Source organism: Candidatus Vallotiella hemipterorum (assembly GCF_910593725.1).
GTDB classification, from domain to species: domain Bacteria; phylum Pseudomonadota; class Gammaproteobacteria; order Burkholderiales; family Burkholderiaceae; genus Mycetohabitans; species Mycetohabitans hemipterorum.
The window spans coordinates 1-24,512 of record NZ_OU343032.1 but is presented as its reverse complement, the minus strand read 5'-3'; the positions used below and the strand labels follow the sequence as shown (position 1 = coordinate 24,512).

The following is a 24,512-nucleotide window of genomic DNA, read 5'->3' as shown; positions in this document are numbered from 1 at the left end:
TTCAAACAGGCTGGTAATGTATAATACTGCATTATCTCGTGGATTTTCTAGCCGAACCGCTGAGCTTTCTAAGCGTGTAGGAGCGTCCCCCGGCGATGTAAAAATTGCCGAAGCTGCTTCTAAGATGCTCAGCCAAGCGCTTTTAAACGGACATGTCTGTATTGAATTAACGGTACTGGCTCAGGAATTTGGGCAACTACCTGACACGATTCGTACGTCATTAGTCTCGAGCGGTATTGCTATATGTATCAATAACAATGATCCGGTACCTTGTTTACCTCTCGTTATTGACAGCGATAATCGGTTATATCTCGCGCGTTATTACGAATTTGAACGCGGGCTCGCCAATGCACTAAGTATTCGCGCACAGGCAGAGCCTAATAAGATAGCGTCTAATAACGCTCAGCGGTGGCATGGGATACTATCCCGCTATTTCGGGGAATCAAGAGATAATAGTCTTGACTGGCAGCGCGTCGCAGCAGCTGTAGCCTGTTTTGGACAACTAACAATTGTTAGCGGTGGACCGGGCACAGGTAAGACAACTACAGTTCTTGGCATGTTAGCATGTTTGCTTGATGATCAACCTGATTTACGTATCGCGTTGGCAGCGCCTACTGGCAAAGCAGCGCGGCATATGTTAGAAGCATTAGAGGTTCACAAAGACCGATTAGCTAAAAATATTGCTACTCGGCTACCAACGACATCGTATACACTGCATCGGTTGCTGGGTAGCACCCTGAACAAGGGCTTCCGATACCATCGGCGCAACCCTTTGCCATACGATATTATCGTTATTGATGAGGCGTCGATGATCGATATCGCTCTAGCAAGTCGATTAGTGGATGCTGTTTCACCGCACGCTCGATTAATCTTATTGGGTGATAAGGATCAATTAGCTGCAGTTGATGCGGGATCAGTGTTTGCTGAATTGAATACTTATTCATGTTATGTTGGGGAGCGCTCTAAGCGTATCGCACAGGCAGTTGGTTGCACGGCTGAAATATTGAAAAATGCAGTTTCTAAATATGCTCGCTATGGCCCGCCTCAATTATATAATGCCGGAAATTATCGAGCTTTATTAGTTAATACACAACAAAATCAATGGGATCAACTAACTACAGCACCAGACCCTCAGAGCACAGATATACTGCCTCTTAATAACTTGTGTTGTTGTCAATATAGTCGGGCTATTAGCGTCACGAGGTCTTCTGCGTCGACTCAGGTAAAACAGCTTACTAAAGCTATGCAAGTTACTGCACTAGCTCCACTTTCAGTATCTGAACAGAGTAATCTATTTTTTTCTGACAATTCCGCAGAGGCGGCAGACATCTATAAACCAGCGCAAAATAATACAGCGAGATCGGTAGTCTGCACACTGTCGCCCGCGCTTTCTAATTGTGTTGTCTGGTTACAGACTAATTATCGATTTAATCGAGACTCTCCAATTGGACAATTGTCCACTGCAATTCGAGAAGGTTCATCTCAGAATGCACTAAACGTACTTAATAAAATAGATCATCGCTCGGGTGTATATTTTATCGAAGATAACGGGCCAATACTCGGTTACATAGCGCGAGAATATATTATCCGGAGTTTCGCACACTACGCAGAGTTACTAATAGAAGTGATGAAGCAACGAGCGCCAGAAGTCGGGGCGCTATTTGATGCGCTTAATGCATTTCGTGTTCTATGCGCTGTCCGAGCTGGCCCGTATGGTGTTGATACCTTAAACAATTGGATTACTATAAAATTACTTCGGCTTGCACGCTTGCCTTTTTCATCAAGTACCCAGTGGTTTGCAGGCCGTCCGATTATTATTACGCATAATAACTATGCACTTGGTTTATTTAATGGAGATATTGGTCTAGCTCTGCCATCCAGCGATGGGACACTTCGAGTAGTCTTCGAAAGGGGTGCTGGGAAGTGCCAAAGCGTATCGCCTAGAATGCTATCGTCGCACGATACAGCATTTGCCCTCACAGTTCATAAATCACAAGGCTCGGAATTCGAGCGAGCAGCGCTTGTGTTGCCACCTACATTTAGCAAGACCTTATCTCGGGAACTAATTTATACAGCTGTAACACGAGCACGGGCTCAAATCACGATTATTGGCACACACTCTATTATAGAGCAAGCTATTAATACGCCAACACGTCGCCATACTGGGCTAGCAGCACGTTTACAGTATGCAACATGTACAAAACAAGAAACAACTACCCTGTTATAATAAAGTTATTAACTATCTAGTTAAGCCCTCGTAATTAAAAGATATTATCTTAAATAAAAGTTGAGCATAGTTCTATTAAATTTTAATTTAAACGCTCAATTTATTATCACAGTATAATATACGCTAAAAGCTTCTAATATATAAAATTTTTAGCTTTTTGTACCAATCAAAAAACTATTTAAAAATAGAAAATACTCTTAATATTATCATAATATGATGTAGTACCTACCTAAAATAGATTTATATAATTTATATATTAGATATTGAATATCTTATTATAAATCCCAAAAAACTACAGCTTGTAGAATAAAAAACAATAAGTATTTTTACTATATCACTCAGATTTATAACAAAGGGGGAGAAGTATATACATTCTTAGGTTAAATATACAGAAAATATGAATAACATTAGCGACCTGTAGCTAATAATAGCAGAGCTTATCGAAAAAACGCTTGCTATTGAATTATTTTTCCAGTTATTAAACTAAAGCTCCAATGATTAAACTACTGGTTAGATAATTCTATAAAAATCCGCGAAGCCCAGTATAGATACTTCCTAGTTTCTGTACCCGCGGAATCACCTATATAAAGTGAATATATTTATGCATATTAGATATCTCTCCGCATCTTGATGCGCCCTCCCATAGATTTAGCAGCATAAAAACAATTATTATATTTATAATCTGGGCTCTTTAGTGTCTTAATTACTAACCTAGTGTGGATTAATGCGTCTTAAGACTATTTACAAATATAATTTATTGTTTATGATAAATTTTAGTACCCGAATGTTTAAACTCCATTGCCTTAGCTTTCATTCCCTTATGCAGCGCCTCCACTTCATTAATACCTTGCTTCTCTGCAAAATCTCTTACATCTTGTGTGATTTTCATTGAGCAAAAATGCGGACCACACATAGAGCAAAAATGAGCGACTTTAGAAGAATTCTTAGGAAGTGTCTCGTCGTGAAAGTTTCGCGCTTTCTCTGGATCAAGCCCGAGATTAAACTGATCCTCCCAGCGGAATTCAAAGCGAGCTCTCGATAATGCATTGTCACGTACCTGAGCGCCTGGGTGTCCTTTAGCCAAATCAGCAGCGTGTGCTGCTATTTTATAAGTTATAATACCTTCTTTAACATCGTTTTTATTTGGTAACCCTAAGTGTTCTTTTGGCGTTACATAGCACAGCATCGCCGTTCCAAGCCAGCCGATCATCGCCGCTCCAATACCAGACGTAATATGATCGTATCCTGGTGCAATATCGGTTGTTAACGGTCCTAGTGTATAGAAGGGTGCCTCGTTACACCACTCTAGCTGCAAGTCCATATTTTCCTTGATTAACTGCATCGGAACATGTCCAGGACCTTCAATCATCGTTTGTATATCGTGCTGCCACGCGATTTGCGTTAGCTTACCGAGTGTTTTAAGTTCAGCAAGCTGTGCCTCGTCGTTTGCGTCATAGATTGAGCCTGGCCTCAATCCGTCACCCAGCGAGAAGCTGACGTCATATGCTTTCATAATCTCACAGATATCTTCGAAATGCTCGTATAGAAAACTTTCTCGGTGATGAGAGAGACACCACTTGGCCATAATTGAACCACCACGAGAAACAATCCCCGTCATCCGCTGTGCTGTCATAGGCACGTAGCGCAGTAAGACACCTGCGTGTATCGTGAAGTAGTCGACACCCTGTTCTGCTTGTTCAATCAACGTGTCTCGAAAAATTTCCCACGTTAGATCTTCTGCTTTGCCATGCACTTTCTCTAGTGCTTGGTATATTGGTACAGTACCAATTGGTACTGTGCTATTTCGGATGATCCATTCGCGTGTTTCATGGATATTTTTACCAGTAGATAAGTCCATAACGGTATCACCGCCCCAGCGAATTGCCCATATCATCTTATCAACTTCTTCGCCAATTGATGATGTGACGGCCGAGTTACCGATATTAGCATTAATCTTTACTAGAAAATTTCGGCCGATAATCATCGGCTCAGATTCTGGATGATTAATATTAGCTGGAATAATCGCACGACCACGCGCGATCTCTTGGCGTACAAATTCTGGTGTAATTTCGTGGACCTGCTTTATACCAGATACTGGCGATCCAAATGACTTACCACGATGCTGTCGGCCGATTAGATCAGCTAGTTTAGAGCCTTGAGGTCCGCTAGCATATAAACTCTCAAGATACTCATAACGACGTTGATTTTCGCGGATCGAAACAAATTCCATTTCTGGCGTGATCATGCCACAACGCGCATAATGCATTTGTGTTATATTAACGCCAGCCTTAGCCCGTCTTGGCGAGCGATACAAGCCCGGAAAGCGTAAGTGTGTAGTCTCTTGATCTGCCGCATAATTTTGACCATACTGGCTTGAGAAATCTTTTTTTAAACGCTCAGTATCTTTACGCTCCTCAATCCATGTCTCACGTAGCGCCGGTAAGCCAATTCGGATATCGATTGTAGCCTCTGGATCTGAATAGGGTCCAGAAGTATCATAGACTGTAATCGGAGGATTTTTCTCACCACCGAATATAGTCGGCGTATCAGCTTGGCTAATTTCGCGCATTGGAACCCGAAGATCGGGCCGAGAGCCCACTACGTAGATCTTGCGGGAATTAGGAAGGGGAGTAATAGCAGTATCGTCTACACGTGCGGATTCAGCCAAAAACTTTAGATTAGTAACCATCGAATGTCTCCTATAATCAATGGTAATATAATACGAGAATGGTAAAAGGTAGTAATATGAGAGGCGAACTAAAAAACTACAGCTTGTTGGCATCGAACATTTTTTAGGCTGTCATTGCTTAACTTAGGTTTAAAAAATATTTTATCGAAAGCAAACAAGTAACAACACCATATACAATGTTAACCCACTTCTCCTTAATGTTTCTACATTATAGAAGTATAAAATACCAAGTTAAGCTCACTTTTTAAGTGACATTAGTAAGATACATTACTTCCCACAATAACCAAATAAGATATAGCTTATAAGATTAAAAGCTTTCTTTAAGAGAGATAAATTGTTATAAATAATTTTTTAACCCAGTATTGATAATACTAAACAGTAGTATATCTATCTAAAAACATAGTAGAAACTAAACAAACTTATAAATATTTTCACTATAACTCTGAAACGGATATTATACGTATTTTATAAAAGAAATATACTTAGTGCGGCACTATATAACGAATTAGTTATTTAATTTTTAAACAATTAAAAATTAATATTATTTTTTTATAAAAAATTATACGTTTTTTTATATACATACACGTATCATACTATTTTAGATAGAACAATTATTATTATTTTATACTATATAAATAGTATTCTAATTATGTTGATCTTAGTCTAGCCGCACTTATAGATCTACTAATTAGTGCGGCTAGTTAATTTATTTTATTATTTACCGGCATCGAGCTACTACTATAGTAGATACTTTTATTATAGCTAATATTTCATATATCACTTTCCCTATGAGGCTAACTTATTTTTTATAAAAAACTATATTTTATTCTAATACAGAAGTGTATATACTATATGCAGCTGAATTTACTATTTAAATATATTCATTTTTCTTACTAGAAAAGAGAATTATTTAGAGCTTTATTGCTGTACTTAATATTACATGAGGTATTCTAGATTGATACATTTATTATGATTAGTAAAGTTTACGGGGCGGTAAAGAGCGTCGAATTTGTTTACGCAACCTTGCTACAGCTGCTGCTTTTTTCCTTTTGCGCTCAGCAGTAGGTTTTTCATATGCTGTGCGAGCGCGCAACTCTTTAATTAAGCCGGTGCTTTCAATAGAACGCCGAAAGCGACGCAGTGCAACTTCGACGGGCTCATTAGGCTTAGGGATAACAGTAGTCAAATTATTCCTTTAAATTTAATAAAAATATGATGTTTACTTATATAAAACATTATCCAGGAGGCAGGCAATATCCGGAATATTAACATATACCAATAGTTATGTAATCTATTGCACTGCTAATAACATCTTATCTTTTTTAATAAAAAAGATCCTTCTGCACTAAATCAAAGATATATGTATGTACTCAATATAAAATTTGTTGAAAAACTCACATAACTAATTTTTCTATAAGCACTTAGGTGTTTCAACGTTTTTTCAATAATAAAAATATATCATATTTTTATTATACTATAGTTATAGTAAAAATAACAACATCAATAGAATTGCCGTTTTACTTGTATATAAAAGTACATATAGTTTATAATATATGTAAATAATAAGCCTATCTTATTATTTTAACTTACTTAATAAGTAATTACTAGTTAACTAATACATAAAAATTATCTGAGCAAATAAAAGAGTAGTTTATATAAAGAAATTAATATAATTTTCCTCTAGAATATTAATTCTGTACTTGATATTACAAATATTTCTAATTAACATCAATTAGGTGATTGCTGCATAGCAATAACGCAATAAATTTTAGGGGGCTTAAGCATATAAAAGCAGGATATAGATTTATAAAATCTAAATTTTAGAAATCAAAATTCCTATCTAATGTATTATAAATAACAATATTTTTAGAAAAATTCCAAAATCAGATATCTATGTAAACATTTTAATGCTAAGAATCTACCCCACAGGCCAAGCTTTTTCTTAAAATATTGAGTACGAGTAAAAATATTTAAAATATATCATTAATATAAACTTTATATAATTCCTTTAATAGGATGTATATTATTAAATAATAATTATAATAAAACTTAGCATAGAATTTTAACTTTCTATGTAATACGATTTGTTAATACAATATCTTTGTATAGGTCGGTATAGAGAGCGTTATTTTTGTATTAGACACAATAATTCATAACTGCAAATAAAAGTGCGGTCTAAAAAATACAATTATTATTCAAATGTCAATACCGTATTTATTCTGTTATTTCTCCTTGTATATCTAAAATAGTACTTTTACTACCCGTATAGTATTTTTTATACACTATGGTCCCGGAGACCGGACTCGAACCGGTAAGCCGTGAAGCGGCGGATTTTCTTCACACTACGCCTTTCGGCGCCACCAATTTTGCAAAGGCTGATGTTTGTGCGCTGGACTATGCCTTCACCATTGTATGATACTACTTAGTTTATTTGTAATATTGTACATTAGGTGCCCTCCGTCTAGTCTCTACACCTTTTTATCAAGTTTATAAACCTGACTATTTTGGCTCGGCGTTACCTCGGCTTACACACCAGGGGATTCGCCGGATTTGAAGGGTTCTACATCAGCTGTTTCCGGCTGTGCACTCAAATTATTAAGTCCGCTATGTTTACCAATTTCATCACTCCGGGAAAATATTTTTATATTGTATCATATGTATGATAAATAAAAAAGTTATACTAGACGATATATGTTATAGATGTACAGCTAAATTTTTCTTTACTTTTTAATAAAAACGCTCGTACAGAACTGAATATTTACTAAAAAATAAAAACTTTTATATACTTACTCAAATGTGTTTACACACTAAGTAATAATTTTATTTACATAAATAAAATTATTTAATTCTAATATTAATACTTATTTTTATAGTTTTATAAAACTAACTTTAGAATAATAAAATATCCCTGATATAAGTATATACATTTTTATTAAAAATACTTAGTATCTTTAGGCCTGAAAAATATTTTTAATACTCTACTTCTGGACTTTTTTATAGATAAATCAATTAGATTATATTTTTTCTATTAAAATATTTAACTAAGTTAAGTAACATAATATATAAATATGGAGTGTGTATAATATTTTGATGAAAAATTATTATATATTAGTAGATAAAAAGTACAATAAGATTCAATAAAACTAAATATACTAGGGTAGTCTATGTATTTTACTGGAATATTTTTTAGGGTACTAGTTAATATAGTTATCTCGTTACTAATATTTATTAATTTAATAGCTATTAAATTAATAAAATCTATATAGATATAAGAACTTATAGCATAGGCTTCCGCACTAGAACGACAATATTTAATTGTAGGATCTATAAGTAATTATAACCCTATTCATTAATCTGTTATTTAAATATCCAGTCTAGACTATATTATATAAAACTTTACTTTTAATAATTTAAAAAAAGTATAGTAAAATGCGGAAATTAGCATGATTGAGTATCATATCTATAAGGCATGATTAAGAAATGAACTTCCTAAAATACTTAGAATATCTATATGCACTACCTACAAAATAATTAGGTGGCGCGTATTTTACATGATACTTTAATATTAATCGCGCTCAAAGCTACTATGTCCTACTACTCTTAAGCTCTAGTGGCAACATGCTTGCATGTTTTATCCCGCTTAAGCATGCATTCGAACACACTTTACTTATGTCTAGGATTTATAGCATCCTAAATAAAAACTTTGATAATAATTTTAAGTCTTGTGAGACAATTTTTTACAGTTTATAATATTCCCTATTATAAAATATATTTTTATACCTGTGAGAGCTGGAAAACTAGTACATAAAACTATTAAAAATTATGAATATAATTATAGTCTATTATTGCGGAATAAACGTTACGACGTGAATTACTAGTTGTACCGTATTAGGCTAAGTTTATATTTCTTGATGTTCCTATTTTTCTAATCTCTGACCAGAGGATAACGTCCGCATAGAAGTTCATATTTTGATCATCTTAGCTAGTGCTAAATTTAAAGTACGCGCCTGTTCTTATAAGACACTTACTCTCGACTGTTCGTATATCTAGAGAGACTAGAGTAAGTGTATGCACTATTATTTCCTTTTTTTGAGGTAATAAAACTTTATAAATTAGCTGGCGAACCTGCGCTAATAAACTAAGAATACCTTTTTAGAAGGATCCTATAAATGTATCTGATAATTAAGAGTCTACGGATACTCCTATCAATAGGGCATTATATTCTATACGATACTGGTATAGAAATACGCAGTGGTATGAAAATACCATAGATACTATTCTAATTTAGAAAATAGAAAACCAGCTTTTAGCTGATTAAAACAATTATATTGTATATTTAGATTTAATAAATATCAAGATGATACTGATCATCGCAGCACTATTTTACTTACTAAAACTTCACACTATTTTGGTATATCTTTTTTAATTATATGGTAGCTTATTACAATATCAGTCAATAAGTCGATTCACCACTTATTTAGTTTGTACTATCAAGCACTGCCGGTATTTTGGTAGTTTCTTGTCTGGTTTAAATAATTAGTTACTGTATATCTTTTCTAGGAGAACTCAGTTTTCGGCGATGTACATTCTATATTTAATAGAGATACAGTAGTCTTCCCATAAGGGTTGCAACCCTATCATTGCATGTGCAAATTAATACAATTAGTCTGAATAGTATAAAATACTGTGGCGAGATAGGATGCTTATCCTTTCTAATATAGGTAGCTACAATCGTCGGTAGATAGTAATCTATCAATGCTTGCCTATCCGTTATTTTTAGATTGTTAAGCCCGCAAAGGTATACCAGCATTTAGCTAGATAGTGATCTTTAATATAGAATCAATAGTTCATAGGTTAGGCTTGCAGTAAGAATTTTCCTAATAGGAATGAAGTATAAAATCAGCATTACGGTTATTCGGACTAATGATCCGATCATAGTATTCTGTGTGGCTCTAGGTAGCTATTTACTAGACATAATTTCTATGCTGGAACGAAATTCTTGCTGCTATTATCCTATCTTGAAAAGATTTCACCTGAAACCAAGGCTTATTTTTAATAAATGCTTATATGATAAAAACTGTATTTTAACTACTGCACTAAACGTTGTAGTATTTACTAACTTTAATGTTGGCTTATAGCAATAAATTTACAAAAATAGTTACATATTGTATACGTTCGGCGTTAATGGCACTAGCACCTCTAATCAACTAAACTATAGTAAATATCCTGCACTTGGGGGGGCAGAAAAAAATAAGTTCAAATCTTGTAGATTTTCCCCTTACTAATTACAGATTTATATAAATCTAACCTTCACCACTATGGTCTTAACACTTATATGCATCGCTACTGAGCTTTTCAATTTATCTAATTTATCTTAGATTAGCGGTCTTCACGGTAATCTAAGATAAATTAGTTTGATGCCCTGATATTTATATATAGAAAAGCCTTCGAGCGATAACGCCTCACTTTTTTAGGATACTTTATGTTTGAGCACGTTAAAGCATTTCCTGGTGATCCCATTTTGTCGCTTAATGAGGATTTTCAGGATGACCCCCGGGTTAATAAGGTAAACCTAAGTATTGGTATTTACTTTGACGCTTACGGTAAGCTTCCAGTAATGGCTGCTGTACGCGACGCGGAACATGCTCTCGCTAGAGAAACAAGACCCCGACCCTACCTGCCAATGGCAGGACTACCTGATTATCGAGATGCAGTATATCAACTAGTATTTGGCAATGTATGCGGTGTACATACTGAGCGGCGTATTGCAACACTGCAGACACTAGGCGGCTCAGGTGCGTTGAAAGTCGGCGCAGATTTTCTACGGCGCACTTTACCTAATGCGCAAGTATGGATTAGTGATCCCAGTTGGGAAAACCACCGCGTGGTATTCGAACGTGCTGGATTCACGGTAAACACCTATCCGTATTACGATAGCGCTACCGGAGGCGTGCGCTTTACAGCAATGCTTGATGCGTTGCGTGCAATTTCGAATCGTCACATTGTGCTGCTGCATGCGTGCTGTCATAATCCGACAGGTGTCGACTTAGACCATCATCAATGGCGAGAAGTTATCTCGCTAATCGAGAAAAAAGAGTTGTTACCGTTCATCGATATGGCATATCAAGGCTTTGGAACAGACCTAGATGATGATGCCTTCGCTGTTCGAGAGCTAACCGCACGGGGTATATCATGCCTAGTTGCGAACTCGTTTTCGAAAAACTTTGCACTATATGGTGAACGCTGCGGGGGTTTAAGTGTTGTATGCCAATCTAATGAGGAGGCAACTCGAGTACTAGGGCAGTTGACCGGCGCAGTACGATCTAACTATAGTAACCCACCCACTTATGGCGCTAAGGTAGTCCATAGGGTACTATGTACACCAATTCTACGTACATTATGGCAGTCAGAGCTCGCCTCAATGTGTAAGCGTATTGCTGCAATGCGCCATGCAATTTATGAACGATTAAAAGACCGCCGTATTGAGGATTCTTTATTATCATGCTATGTTCGACAACGAGGTATGTTTACTTATACTGGCTTTAGTTCTACACAAGTAGACCGTCTACGTACCGAGCACGGCGTGTATCTAGTCCGCTCTGGACGGATGTGTATTGCGGGTCTAAATGAACAGAATATTGATGTTGTCGCCGACGCTATAGCAAGAGTTTTACTTGTATAACAAAGTTTAGGTATTACTAGATTTAATAACTCGCCCTCTTATTATAAAATTGTTACTTGTCTTAAGTTCGGCCTGAGCCGAATATAGATAAATATCTTGTTTTCGTAAAAACGGAGCACAACTAGAAACGCCAAAATATACAATAAAGACTCATCGTGATTTTTAACTAAAATAATCTTCTTATTTACCTAAGACTAGTGCGCTCTTATCTATATAAACATAGTCATAGTAACACTATGCTGGGCTAGCAAGTAACCCATTAGTAGAACATATCTTTTATCTAGTTACGTATAAATAGGCTTAGCTGAAAGCTTCGGTTTCTTCTGCCGTCTCGCTTTGCTCACCTCGACGCATATTCTCTTAATATCTCAATTGACCGCCTGTTAATAGAAAGTTATTTCTAACTGAAAAAATCGCTCATCAATAGATCGCTTAATTAGCTTTTTTGCTAAAAATTAGCATTAAGCTCTGCTAAAAATTAGCTAAACAAGCGACCCAAATAGGGTTTTGTATTAAAAACTCTATTGGGGTCGCTTAATTTCCTCTATATACCTACCTAAACATCTCATGATTTCTATCGATACCACTATATAGTATCTATTCTATAACTATATAGCATATGTGTTCTACTAGCACAGTACAGTTTAATAATTTATAAATTCATTAAAAACTATCTGTATTAGATATATCTAAACCATATTAGCAATTATCTTCTAAACTAGAATTTTATATCTTAAATAGTCACAAAAAATAGTGCCATATTATTTATAATATACTTAATTAGTATTAATAATAGACCACGTCTTCGGTCTCTAGAGATTGCTTTATTATTTATTAATGATAGCCTAATTTTTATTAGAACTTTTAATTTTAAAAAATTTTTTATAAAAAATTGATATAAAAATCAGATAAACTTATAGAGTTTAGTTTTTATTAAAAAACTACAGTTGTTTTTAATTTATTTTAGTAAGTTTTCTAATTAGATAGCATCTATATTTTATTATCTTAATTTACGTATATTCAGTACTGTTAAGTATATGTACTACGAACTTTTTTAGAAAACTGAGTTCGGCTATTTACTTTAATAAAGTCCAGTACCACTTGATTAAATGCACGCGGATGCGTTAAGTTCATCCCGTGCGAGACACCAGCGATTGTTGTTTTGAAAGAATTATTAATATATTTATGTAACCATTTAATATTCTGATGAAAAATAAAGGGACTTTTTTCTCCGAGAACTAGCATAACTGGCAGCAGAATTTTTCTGGCGTCATGCTCGGAAAAAACCGGTACCTGATCTAAAATTTGTGGCCATAGTGTATGTGCATTGTCTCGCGCCATTATCTTAAACCTATCTGCACTCCGCGCCCATGTCCCTTTTTGGCTAACTGAATCAACAAATAACTCTAAACCTGCATCTATCTTACTTTGCTGAATTAGCTCTATAACACGTGTATGTAGCGTGTTACGCTGATACGATGATGCATCGCTGTGTTTAATAAATCCACTCGGGTCAGCTAGCGTTATACTGCGCAACCGTTCTGGAAAACAGTGAGCAAGTTGAAAAACAAGGTAAGCGCCATACGAATGTGCAACTATATGCACCGGCTCGCATACAATATCATCTATAAACTGAATAATCTGCTGTATATGTACGCGCCAACTAAATGGCAGAGAGCGATTTAACTCACGTGTTGGAAAATAATGTCCAAGGCTAAGAGCTAATACTCGATTTATCGATGAAATTGGTACAAACTGCGGTTCCCAATACCGGTAGTCGCATAGCGAACCATGAACTAGTACTACTGGCTCTCCTCTGCCCGCCTGGGCGAACGCAATACTTGAATAATCATCTAGCTTAATTAGTTGAGCGTTTAGCATCGGCGTAATATAGGCCTAGGATTGTATTTTATTTTGTTTTTACCTTAAAGTGCTCAGTTGACTGCCCTGCATATACTGCTCGTTTAAGCCAATTAGGCATTTCTCCTTTGCCATCCCATACGTTTCCATACGCATCACGAAACAAGACTGGTTTTATATCTTTCTCTTTTTCAGCTAGTGCTTCAGCTAAACGCTCAACAGAGATATCGTATTCTGCCATCTGCTTATGAATATACGCAATAATTTTTTGTCTTTTCTGTTCGTCCATAGGGTAAAGTTATTATGTCACAAGCTGTACGGTGCTCCCTTCATTTAGCTTGTTATACAGCGTAGAGAAAGTTTATCTACTATTCTACGCCATTAGCTAAATACAGGTCAGATAGCTAGATATTTAGAATTGCAATTTTTAGCTATATGAGTATTAATTATGCTAAGCACAATTAATACAATCGCTTTTATTTATATACTGAAATATATCGGCGATAAATAGTTATAAATATCAATGGAATAAAATCCAAACTAGATTAGTTTCGTCATTATGAGGTGTAATAAAATTCCTAGTGTTATATCACTATTAGATAACAAACGCGCGTAACAGTTAGGGATGCTTGAATCTAGGCAAGAAATTAGTTATCTTATCAGCTTATTAATATATAAGCGCAGATTTACCCTCATCTCTTTACTTGTTTATATGCAAGTGTAATGCACATTACTTATCTTGTAGCACAATCGGTAACTTAAGCAAAACTTTCGCCGTCATAGATAGTGAAGTGTAGGATACATCCCTAAAAATTGTTAATAAGACTTATCGATAGTGTTTAGGCATAGATACATACAAAAAATGTATAGCTATAGCTCAAGTACTTACAGGGTAATATTTTTTTTCTCTGAGAGAAGCTGGCATCACGTATGCCGTTGCGAATAACAGCAAAGCGCGCAGCGCTTAACTACTATTTATTATCCTACTGGCATTACAACATTTTATTAAGATGCTTATCTTGAGTTAATCCAGGTACATAAAAAGTCAAAATATATATTTCAACGCATCCAGCGCTTTTCAAGTGAAATGAAACCTATATAGTAACAGCGTCTTAATGATACTAGGTTTAGCGTGCAACCAGTTTAGTGATTAACATAGATTTTTCCGGGATAAATCCTATTATATAATATAAAGATACAATCCATCTGTATTTAAATAAAGTAGGGCAATCTCTAGAAGAAAAAATAAACCGGCTCAGTATCATAACTGAGCTTGATATAAAAATAACTTAATTATAACGCTTTGATAACTTATAAAGTTATACACTTATAGATGAGCTATAGTATACATACTATGTATATTTTACTCATTATAACATAGAGAATCTCTAGACTTCCTCACCTAGCAAAATTTTTATTCTTACCTAATATTTTAATAATTAGAAAGCCGATAAAACCATGACGGCGTAGTACCTCGTTAGTTATAAATATAACATATGTAGCATATTATGCTATATTTTAGGAAAGTTAGTAAATGCACGGGGCGTATCAGTCATAATGTGATAAATATCTATTCAAATATTTTGAATAGATATTTATTTGTTATATTAACGTTTAATAACGCACCAAGGTGATCTTAAAGTAATCAAGAAGCTTATAACCCGAAATAGGCGACTCAGATCCTACTGGAAATCTAATCACCCCCCCCTACTAACTCTAGGCATAGTAGCAGCGAACATTCTCTACTGCGTGGAAAATAATAAAATAGCAATAAGCTTTAGATAACTAGCTTAAAAAATTTTACCAAAGAAAGAAGGTATAATCTAAGAAGTTTTATAAATACTTATTATTTGTACATTTCTAGGTACTATCTAGTGTAACGGAAAATTAGTCAATTTTTCTAAAAATGCGTTAACTATATTTAATTGCATGCTAGATGTATCTACTATAATATTTTTATTACTCCCTTAAAACTAACGTATGTTCTTACCAGGTATGGCGCATGCAGTACTATACCTCTTAAATCATAAGATTTATATCTAAGACATAAACCTATATAGGCACAACACTAATCTAAGCCACTACTAGGAGTGGATATTAAATAATTAATTTTAAAAATCACTATTTAAAATAGCCCCTATTCTAGAATCTACTAGATAGTAGAGATACATATCACAGTTTATAGTAGGAAGTCTAACGTATTAGAAAAATAAATCTATATTTTTTATATAATTAACTACTTAAAATTTATCTAGGAATAAGCTCTGCTGGTTACTGATTGGGTAGATGATAAATACTATTTAAATGTACACTATAGCTTGGACTAGTTATATATAGATAATACTAGATCAACATATAGTACTTTACTATCTCTATTCTAGATAAAATATTATAAACAAACGGTAGCACTACCATAGATTTAAAATCTACCTAATAGTATTAATACTTTTCGCCTAATGTTTTTATTATTACTGTGCCTAATAAGGATCGATATCTATAAGATACTATATACTTTTTGATATTAGTTTCTTAACACGCAATATTTTTACACTATAACTCTATCTCTTATAGTATCTATAAGTATGGGGGGCGATAATTCTAGTGGGCAATTAGTCAATACTTTTCCAAAGATATATTAATCGCACGGAACACAAGCTCAGTGTTTATAGTTACCTAGTTAAGCTAATTATTAGTAAAAACGTTATCAATCTATAGATATTTTCAGCCGGATAATGAAAATAGCACTTTAGCTTATTATTTTTATATAATAAAATTATACTTAGTATCCATGTGTATTAAAACTAGTTCTATCGGCACAGATTATGTGCAACTTACACTTCCAAAGTTAATTTGGATATTACAGTAGTATAGTATTACCGTGCTCAATCTTTGAGACTAAGTTCTAAGCAATCCCTGCTTAGAAAAATACAACTTTTGGAATTTTCTCTAAAATAATCCAATATTATATATGCCTGTAGCTTATCTAGCTAATATCAGCAGAGCTGTATTATAGTCTTTTGTAATGTATGCCTTAATTTCTATCTGATCTACTAGATTGTTACGACATACCTTGGTCTAAATAGATCTAGAAATTTAAAAACCATTAAAAGTCCCATTAATTTTAAGTAGTAAGTCGTATGAAATAGGCTTATGTTAATACTGCAGTTGTATTCAAATAAAAGTTATTAAAATACTTTTTTAAGAGTAGAGGATATAAATATTAGAAAGCACTACTTATTAAAATTACGAATGCTTTTATACAAAATTAAATATTTTTCTTATAGACCACGTAATGTAGAAATTAGTTAAAAGTATAACTTAAGCATAGTTAGCCTACTCAACTTAGGCAATTACTTAGGTTATCAAATACGCACTTTATAATATAGATGCGAAGATGGTAATACATTTTCTGTACTACCTCTACCTGGTAGGTATTGTTAAGCAACAGCACTAAGAAATTGAGAGTTAACCTAGTTAACGCAACCAAAAATTGTATTAAAGTGCTTGAATATAATTCTTGTCGAGATAGTAAATATATACTATCGTATACTTATAAAGTTAGATTTTAAGAAAATAATTTAATAAAAATTCCGAAAATTATTTTTCCATTTTAGCGGAAAGCTAATATTGTGTTTCTATAAAACAAGATAGTATCTAAATACTAATAAAAAATATATAGCGAATTTTATAATGGTAATTTTTATATATAAATATAAAACATATACTAGACTATATATGAATTATATAATTAGTAGTAAAAAATAATTTAAGTAGTTTAATTTATTAAAATTAATCTTTGGTGTAAGAGCTTACTACAGATTAGTAGTAATTTTAGTCTATCTATATTTTTTTACCTAGTATATACTGAATATAGAATTACGAGGAAAACGACAATTATGTTCAGTCTAGCATTACGTTATCGGCGGTATCGAAGACTATACTATAGAAAATAAAGCACAAATAAACTCACTAACTGCCATGCCTAGCATAGCTGGCACTTTTATCCAAGAGCTACCTTAAATTATATGTGCAAGTATATTAAAGTAACATTAACTTAATGCTAAGCACAGTCACACTGTAACTATTTTTAATGAATACAAAATTCATGAACATTTATATAAGTTCACTGCTTTGCTCAAGCTGAATACGAATTAATTGAGCAATCGACTCGAGCTTTCCTAGTTTGGCAATTGTACGTTTATATGGTTTAAGTTTTTCATCAGCACGGCGCGGAATCACATGGAAATGCACATGCGGCACAGTCTGACCGGCTGCAACTCCATTAAGCTGAGTTACTAGAATACCCTCCGGTTTTAACGCAGCTCGCACAGCAATAGCAACCCGGCGAATCGTATGGAAGCAGATAGCTCCTGCTATATCCGATAAATCAAAGATCTCTGCTACAGCCTCTTTTGGTACTACTAATACGTGGCCATCAGCTTCTGGCATAAAATCCATAAAAGCTAAAACTTTTTTTGATTCTAATACTTTAACACACGTTAATTCACCGCGCAAAATTTTTGCAAATATATTATGATTATCGTAGTGCATTACAGCTCCAACATCGGGTTAGATATATATCTAATATAACGAAACTTTATTTTATTAATTATTTATTAGATATTGAATATTAGTCTATTTATAGAGTATTTAGCACCGATATTTATAATAAGCTATTATACTTTAATCATTAGTATGATCTAACGATTAAAAAAATTTTGTAATGTGTAATTATACTTATTTTTAAGTATTTTTTATATTAAAAAATTTAGAAAATTTAAACTAAACAATTCTACACCAGAATAATAGGCGATGTCCAGTATTGCAAGTCATTTATCAGATTCCCTCATCCCATAGAACACTCTTATTTTAAATAATCTTTTCGCTGGTTTATATAACCAATTCTATTCCCGTTAGTTTTTATATACAAAAACCCTATTTCTTCAAAATTATAGTGCCTGTACGTTATATAAAACTCTTTATTATTAATAATTAACCTTTTCCATAAAATAATATAGTCCTTATCTGTTTAGTAGGATTTATATCTTACTTATATATTTTAAAGATATTTATTTTAAAGAAATATGAAGTACTTTATAAAGTTAAATAAGTAATTTTATGTTTTATATAAACGACTTAATTATATTAAGCTTACGCAAGCATTAAATTATTATATTGATATTGTGTTAAAATAAATTAAAAGCAAAATATATTTTTTTATATACTTTTACTTAGATAAAAATAATTTTTAATTTTTTAAAAAATTTTCAAACTAAATTAATATCTTTTTATTTAAAATTCGTTTTTGTTAAAATAATTCTTATTAAAATATGTAAAGAATATACACTTATTAGTATATTACTTGTCTTATAAATGAGTACCAGTCTTTAATTAAGCAGTATAGATAGTACATCTACGCGCATATATTAAACTAATATAGTTCTACTCTATATTGTTCTTTTTTAGAAGAAGGGCTTAAGACTATAAAATATATATACCAGTATTTAGTAAAAATCTATTACTTAAAATTTAATTATTAACTAAAGGTGCCTACTACAATTATTTTTTTATTTATAATAAGTTGATATTTATTTACACTAATACTAGTTAATTACTATGTATGTATTAGGTTACATAACCTATAGCGAAGTAGATATTTTCTGTATTTCCATATGCATACAAAATTTATTAAAATTTTATGATATTGATGTAGAATACTATTCCTTCTAAATCGAAATTACATTTTAATATAAACTAATAATTTTAGTTATTTAATAAATTCTTATTTGTAGGTTTGTAGCAATACACATACTGTTTTATATAAATTCAATTAAACTTACTATACTATAGTACTTTATAGGTATATAATCTAATTAATTAAATAAATAAAGCTATGCAACATAAAATATCATTTATATAAAAAATATTTCAATTTTTTATATAAACCTATAAAAATAACATCGAGAATAAATATTTATTTTTTAAATAAGCTAAAGATAGTTAAATGTTAGTTAACATAGCTATTACCTTTTTAGGGCCAGTCTTTAAATACTTAAAAAGTATTTACTTTCTAGTAGATACTTTTTACTTATAACATTACTATTTCTAATATTTTATATATAAACCAGTAAAATTAATAATTTTTTTCACTGATTATTATTCTAAGAATTTATAGAATTAATTATTTTTAATAAAATTAATAAGTATTTTTAGCCATAGCTTAAATAGCTCTTATATAACTATTAACCGGATTATAGATATATATAGAAAGTAGCATAACTACGATGAAAGTGTTCTCTACCTAAATAATCTAATTAATATATCTCTGTTATGAGAGAGATATATTATAAGCTATCTGCTTATTTTTTATTAAAATTAGTATCTTTATTTAAATAGAATATAGCATAAAATATGCCGCTATATCTAGTTAAGCATAGACTATTTTATAGCTCTACTAGAGCCTAGAAATTATCTCCTGCTATTATACGAGCATAAAAATTTTTGTTATTTAGCATGTAGATAAATTTTTTATATTTATGCATATATAATATGTGTATAAATAATATTTTTTTAATTAATTCTTGAATGTTGGTTAAATAGAATTAACTATATTCCAGTTACCTAAATCTGTTGAATTATTTTTTTATAATTTATATTATATTCTGATAATTCTTACTTGCGTTTATAGTTAAAAATATATTTTTGCGCGTATCTTGTATTGTGATGCACCATTTTATAAAGACTATCTAGTCGTAATATTATGAAGTCATATACTTAGCTTACTACTGTTATCTATAATATATAGACTATTTTGCACGCTAGATTCTACTTATAGCTCAAATAGATAGCTTAATCTATTACGACCTAGAAAGTAAGCTAGGGGCCAATAATCTACTATTTATTGAATAAAACCTTATTTAAGATGGCTTACCTAAATTTTCATTAAAATAAATACTAGAAATGTAAATTATATAATTATGTTAGGCGCATACTAATACTTATTAATTAGAGCTCGCTATGCTATCGCAGCTAGATAGCTAGATAGCGAGCTTGAATCTATCTAAGGGGATTAATTGCAGGATAGTTAGCGCTATCCTGCAATTAGCCCTCAAGGTCTCTATAGTTCACTGACTTGTTACTACAATACTTGTTGTATTGCTCTCTACATACCTGTTGATTTAATCTTTTAAATAAGCTTATTTAGGTATATTTTAATAGTATTAAGTACCTTATGCTTCTAATAAATAAAACAAAAAATATTATAGAGATATAGAAGATTAGATCTTGCCGATTATGTCTAATGACGGCTTTATCGTCTTATTACCTGGTATCCACTTGGCTGGGCATACTTCACCCGGATGCGACTCGACGTACTGAGCAGCCTGTATTTTGCGTAGCAACTCTCTAGCATCACGCCCAATACCGTTGTCATGAATCTCATACATCTTAATCTGGCCTTCCGGATTAATCACGAATGTACCGCGCTGTGCAAGGCCTTCTTCTTCGATAAGAACCCCGAAATTTCGGGCTAACGTAGCTGTTGGATCGCCTATTAGGGGGTACTTTACCTTAGAGATTGTTTCTGATGTGTCATGCCAAGATTTATGCGTGAAATGCGTATCCGTTGATATGCCATAGATCTCTACGCCGAGCTTTTGAAATTCAGCATAGTGGTCTGCTAAATCACCTAACTCGGTTGGGCATACGAACGTAAAGTCAGCCGGATAAAATACAATAGCCGACCATTTTCCTTTCAAACTTTCTTCCGTGATTGTCACGAAAGCATTATTGCAATAGGCAGTTACTTTGAAGGGTTTGACCCGCGTGTTGATAAGAGACATTTCGCTTTTCTTTCTTAGGTTAAAAACGACTACCCCGGATCTTACGACAAAGAGTATAACATGGTAAAGCTATTTAATTATTTATCTAAAAGATATAATGCTACCCTTACAGATCCAGGATATCACTATCAGCATTAAAATCGTTATATATCTTTACCTAACTTGAATAAATGCGTACAATATAACATTGTTGTGCTTTATCATAGATTTATCGTGATGTAATATATTACAAAATATAGTTACACCAAAATATCTCATAATAAATCATACGAGATACCTCAATCTAGTATTTTGATCATGGTTAATCCATTGCCGCTTCATTGTCGATACAAAAGTAATATACGAGTTTACCAGCCCATATATTGGGCATGACTAACATTATATTCCGCCCCTCTGCTCTCGCATCGCAGTCTAGTTTATCTATGGATGATGTGATGCAGGCGATTCAGCTCGCACTCGTCTACTGTCAGGAACGTGGGGAATTACTAACACCCCTACGTCAGAAAGTCTTATCGTTGTTACTGCAATCTGGCCGAGCAACTAAAGCCTATACACTGCTTGACGAAATGCGTAAAATTCACGCTGGCTCCGCGCCACCGACTGTCTATCGTGCACTTGATTTTTTGCAGTCTGTTGGATTAGTACACCGAATTGAGTCGATTAACGCATTCACAGTATGTCATAATTTGACGCACTGCCGACAAGGAATTTTAATTGTTTGTCAATTTTGCGCCGCAGTTGCAGAAATCGATGCGCGAGGCATTCATCACGCGCTAGTAACTAAAATTGAATCGACTGGCTTTACACTTATCCGCGATGAACTTGAGCTCAAGGGATTATGTTCAGAATGTACAGCAAAATCCATGTAGTATATGGCGGCCTAAGACCAAAGAGTAGGCCAGAAACTCTTAGTTTTTAAAAAAATTAGTAAGAAAATACGAGTGTATAGTCTTTTTATTCTTTAAAAAATTGCGCATATCAATGCCAAATCCTAATTACTGGTACTACATAAAGACATGTTTAAGAAAACAGCTAGATATATATCCACTATTTGCACGCTTGATTTATATAAATATAAGCTACAGAGCTTTGGAATAATACTATATTGATAAGGAAATAGTGGTATCATCAACATGATAATTGTTTATACATATAATTCGAGAAATTTATAGGGTGTACTAATATCATTAGTAGAAGTATTTGCTAGAGCAAACTATCCTGGTTTAACTAAAAAATAGATATAACTTAACTAACAGCATAGTTTTATATCAGGTAAGTCTAGCAATAATAGCTTATTGCTTGCTAAGTGCTACTAGATGCACATATGACATGCACTATATAGTAAGCTACACATAGTAGAATTAAATGATTTATATCCCTTATATTCGCCCAACCATAATAGATAAATACTAGAAAAACTATCTGGTATTTAATATTATTAATCTAATATAGTGCAGTCATTATTATTACTATTTAGGTGATGCGCATCATTATGCGTATATTAATATTTAAACGCTTCGCAGAAAGAAGCTTATTTCATGAATCAACTAAACTGCACTTCTGTAAGAATAGATGAGTTAAATCAGCATATATCTAGTGTAATTTTGCCAGTATGGTCTACTCGTGGCTTTAATGATGCATTAGGCTTACCATATGATAGAATTTCGGCGCCTGGGCAGCCTATCTTGCCGACCACGCGCTATCGCGCTATGGCATGTGTGCGTCAGCTTTACGTATTTAGCGTAGCTGGCTGGCATAATCATGCAGATCGTTTATTCGAATCACTACGCACCCGGTTTTTGGATACAACATATGGTGGTTGGAACTATAGTATTGATGCACAAGGCGCACCGAAAGAGACTAAAAAAGATTTATACACGCATGCGTTTATCGTATTTGGTTGCGCTGAATATTTTAGACATCGAGGTACTCGAGATGCACTTGATCTGCTTGAATCAACTCTCCATGTAATCGAAACACGATTTACAACGCATACCGGCCTTTATAACGCAGTTCTGTCTAGAGACTTTCGAACAGTTATTGATGGTCCACGGCAGAACCCAATTATGCACTTGTCTGAAGCCTACTTATCTGCTTGCGACGCACGCCATGATACTTGGTTTTTTGATACGTTACGGTCTATCGCAGAACAAATAATTACGAAATTTGTACATCGCCCAACTGGATGCATTACAGAGCTGCCCATTGGCTATAGCCCCCTACGCATCGAACCTGGACATCAGTTTGAATGGTTTTATCTTACAGCTAACAAGCCAGATATTTTTAGACATAGTGACTTATCTACATGGCTTAACTCGGCTTATATGTTTTCGCTCCGTTATGGTGTTTCGCCTTATACTGGAGGTGTATGTACTGCGTTAAATGAATACGGCCATATAATTGATTCAAATGAACGGTTATGGGCGCAAACAGAATTTTGCCGTGCTCTTACTATATCGAAAACACCGAATTTTGTATGCAAGATATATAATTCGCATATATCCATTAAGATTCAACTTAGCCGTTTTAAAAAGCGTTTTTTGCGGGACTATGGTTGGGTAGAGTCTATTACGAAAGATAGCGCTATAGTACGTATCGATATGCCATCAACAACACCTTATCATATAGTAACTATGTATAGTGCGCTTATTACAGCGTATCAAAAAATATAGTATATTTATTTATTTAGGGTAGAGAGTTAATATTTTAAATATTAATTACTTATAAATAAGTACTAAATTAAAAATTTATACTTTTCTTAGGAAAAAACTATAATAATTAATACGTTTATTATTTTAATATAGTCGCCCTTCGTAGGCTTACACTATATTTGACTCTTTAATATAAGCATCACTAAATTCTAAAAGAATTACGGCTTAGCCGTATAACATATACAAACTAATAAAATATAGATAGCACTCAAAATTAATATTTATGTTAATTAACAGGAATAATTAGTCCATCATTAAGTAATTTATAACTAGTAAAAAATTTTAGTTGTACCATATAAATTTGTATTTATAGTAGCGTATATTTATCTATTCTCTTAAGAAATAGGATATTTTATAGAAAATTTATTAAACTACTGATAAGTATCAGTACTCCACAAAATCTTCTTCCTTAAAATACCGATCTAATTATATCTAGACCTGTGCTATAAAATAGCACAGGAATTGCTCGCCTACCCCCGAGGCTATAAGTTTATGCGCATAA

10 protein-coding genes are annotated in these 24,512 nt (G+C 33.1%); 4 read left to right on the top strand and 6 right to left on the bottom strand.

Annotated elements, in window-relative coordinates; all coding sequences use genetic code 11:
* Positions 1-16 precede the first annotated feature (16 nt).
* Positions 17-2,227: an AAA family ATPase gene (locus KW136_RS04175; protein ID WP_246583212.1), complete on the top strand. Its 2,211-nt coding sequence runs from the start codon at positions 17-19 to the stop codon at positions 2,225-2,227.
* A 754-nt stretch (positions 2,228-2,981) separates the two neighbouring features.
* Here the strand turns inward: KW136_RS04175 and thiC are convergent.
* Together thiC and rpsU are read right to left on the bottom strand one after the other, a co-directional pair.
* Positions 2,982-4,916, bottom strand: coding sequence for a phosphomethylpyrimidine synthase ThiC (gene thiC / locus KW136_RS04005; protein ID WP_216797521.1), 1,935 nt, complete (start codon positions 4,914-4,916; stop codon positions 2,982-2,984).
* Between the two features lie 973 nt (positions 4,917-5,889).
* Positions 5,890-6,102 carry a 30S ribosomal protein S21 gene (gene rpsU, locus KW136_RS04000; protein ID WP_076794254.1) on the bottom strand — a complete coding sequence of 71 codons (213 nt, stop codon included), beginning with the start codon at positions 6,100-6,102 and terminating at the stop codon, positions 5,890-5,892.
* Between the two features lie 4,296 nt (positions 6,103-10,398).
* Between rpsU and KW136_RS03995 the strand changes: the two genes are divergently transcribed.
* Positions 10,399-11,598, top strand: a complete 1,200-nt coding sequence (locus KW136_RS03995; RefSeq protein WP_216797520.1) for an amino acid aminotransferase — start codon at positions 10,399-10,401, stop codon at positions 11,596-11,598.
* 1,029 nt (positions 11,599-12,627) lie between these two features.
* Here the strand turns inward: KW136_RS03995 and KW136_RS03990 are convergent.
* The 4 genes from KW136_RS03990 to ahpC all read right to left on the bottom strand — a co-directional run bounded on the left by KW136_RS03990 (position 12,628) and on the right by ahpC (position 21,299).
* The gene (locus tag KW136_RS03990; protein ID WP_216797519.1) at positions 12,628-13,479 is read right to left on the bottom strand and encodes an alpha/beta fold hydrolase; all 852 of its coding nucleotides are present in this window, start codon (positions 13,477-13,479) and stop codon (positions 12,628-12,630) included.
* 28 nt (positions 13,480-13,507) lie between these two features.
* Positions 13,508-13,747 (bottom strand): H-NS family nucleoid-associated regulatory protein, encoded by a 240-nt coding sequence (locus KW136_RS03985; protein WP_216797518.1) that lies wholly within the window; start codon positions 13,745-13,747, stop codon positions 13,508-13,510.
* Between the two features lie 3,824 nt (positions 13,748-17,571).
* Complete coding sequence (locus KW136_RS03980) at positions 17,572-18,009, bottom strand: HIT family protein (RefSeq protein ID WP_216797516.1); 438 nt, start codon at positions 18,007-18,009, stop codon at positions 17,572-17,574.
* 2,726 nt (positions 18,010-20,735) lie between these two features.
* Positions 20,736-21,299: an alkyl hydroperoxide reductase subunit C gene (gene ahpC / locus KW136_RS03975; RefSeq protein ID WP_216797514.1), complete on the bottom strand. Its 564-nt coding sequence runs from the start codon at positions 21,297-21,299 to the stop codon at positions 20,736-20,738.
* A 422-nt stretch (positions 21,300-21,721) separates the two neighbouring features.
* Here ahpC and KW136_RS03970 point away from each other — a divergent pair, with 422 nt between their 5' ends.
* Positions 21,722-22,168 carry a transcriptional repressor gene (locus tag KW136_RS03970; RefSeq protein ID WP_246583214.1) on the top strand — a complete coding sequence of 149 codons (447 nt, stop codon included), beginning with the start codon at positions 21,722-21,724 and terminating at the stop codon, positions 22,166-22,168.
* Positions 22,169-22,837: 669 nt separating this feature from the next.
* Positions 22,838-23,971, top strand: coding sequence for an AGE family epimerase/isomerase (locus KW136_RS03965; protein ID WP_216797510.1), 1,134 nt, complete (start codon positions 22,838-22,840; stop codon positions 23,969-23,971).
* Positions 23,972-24,512: the final 541 nt, after the last annotated feature.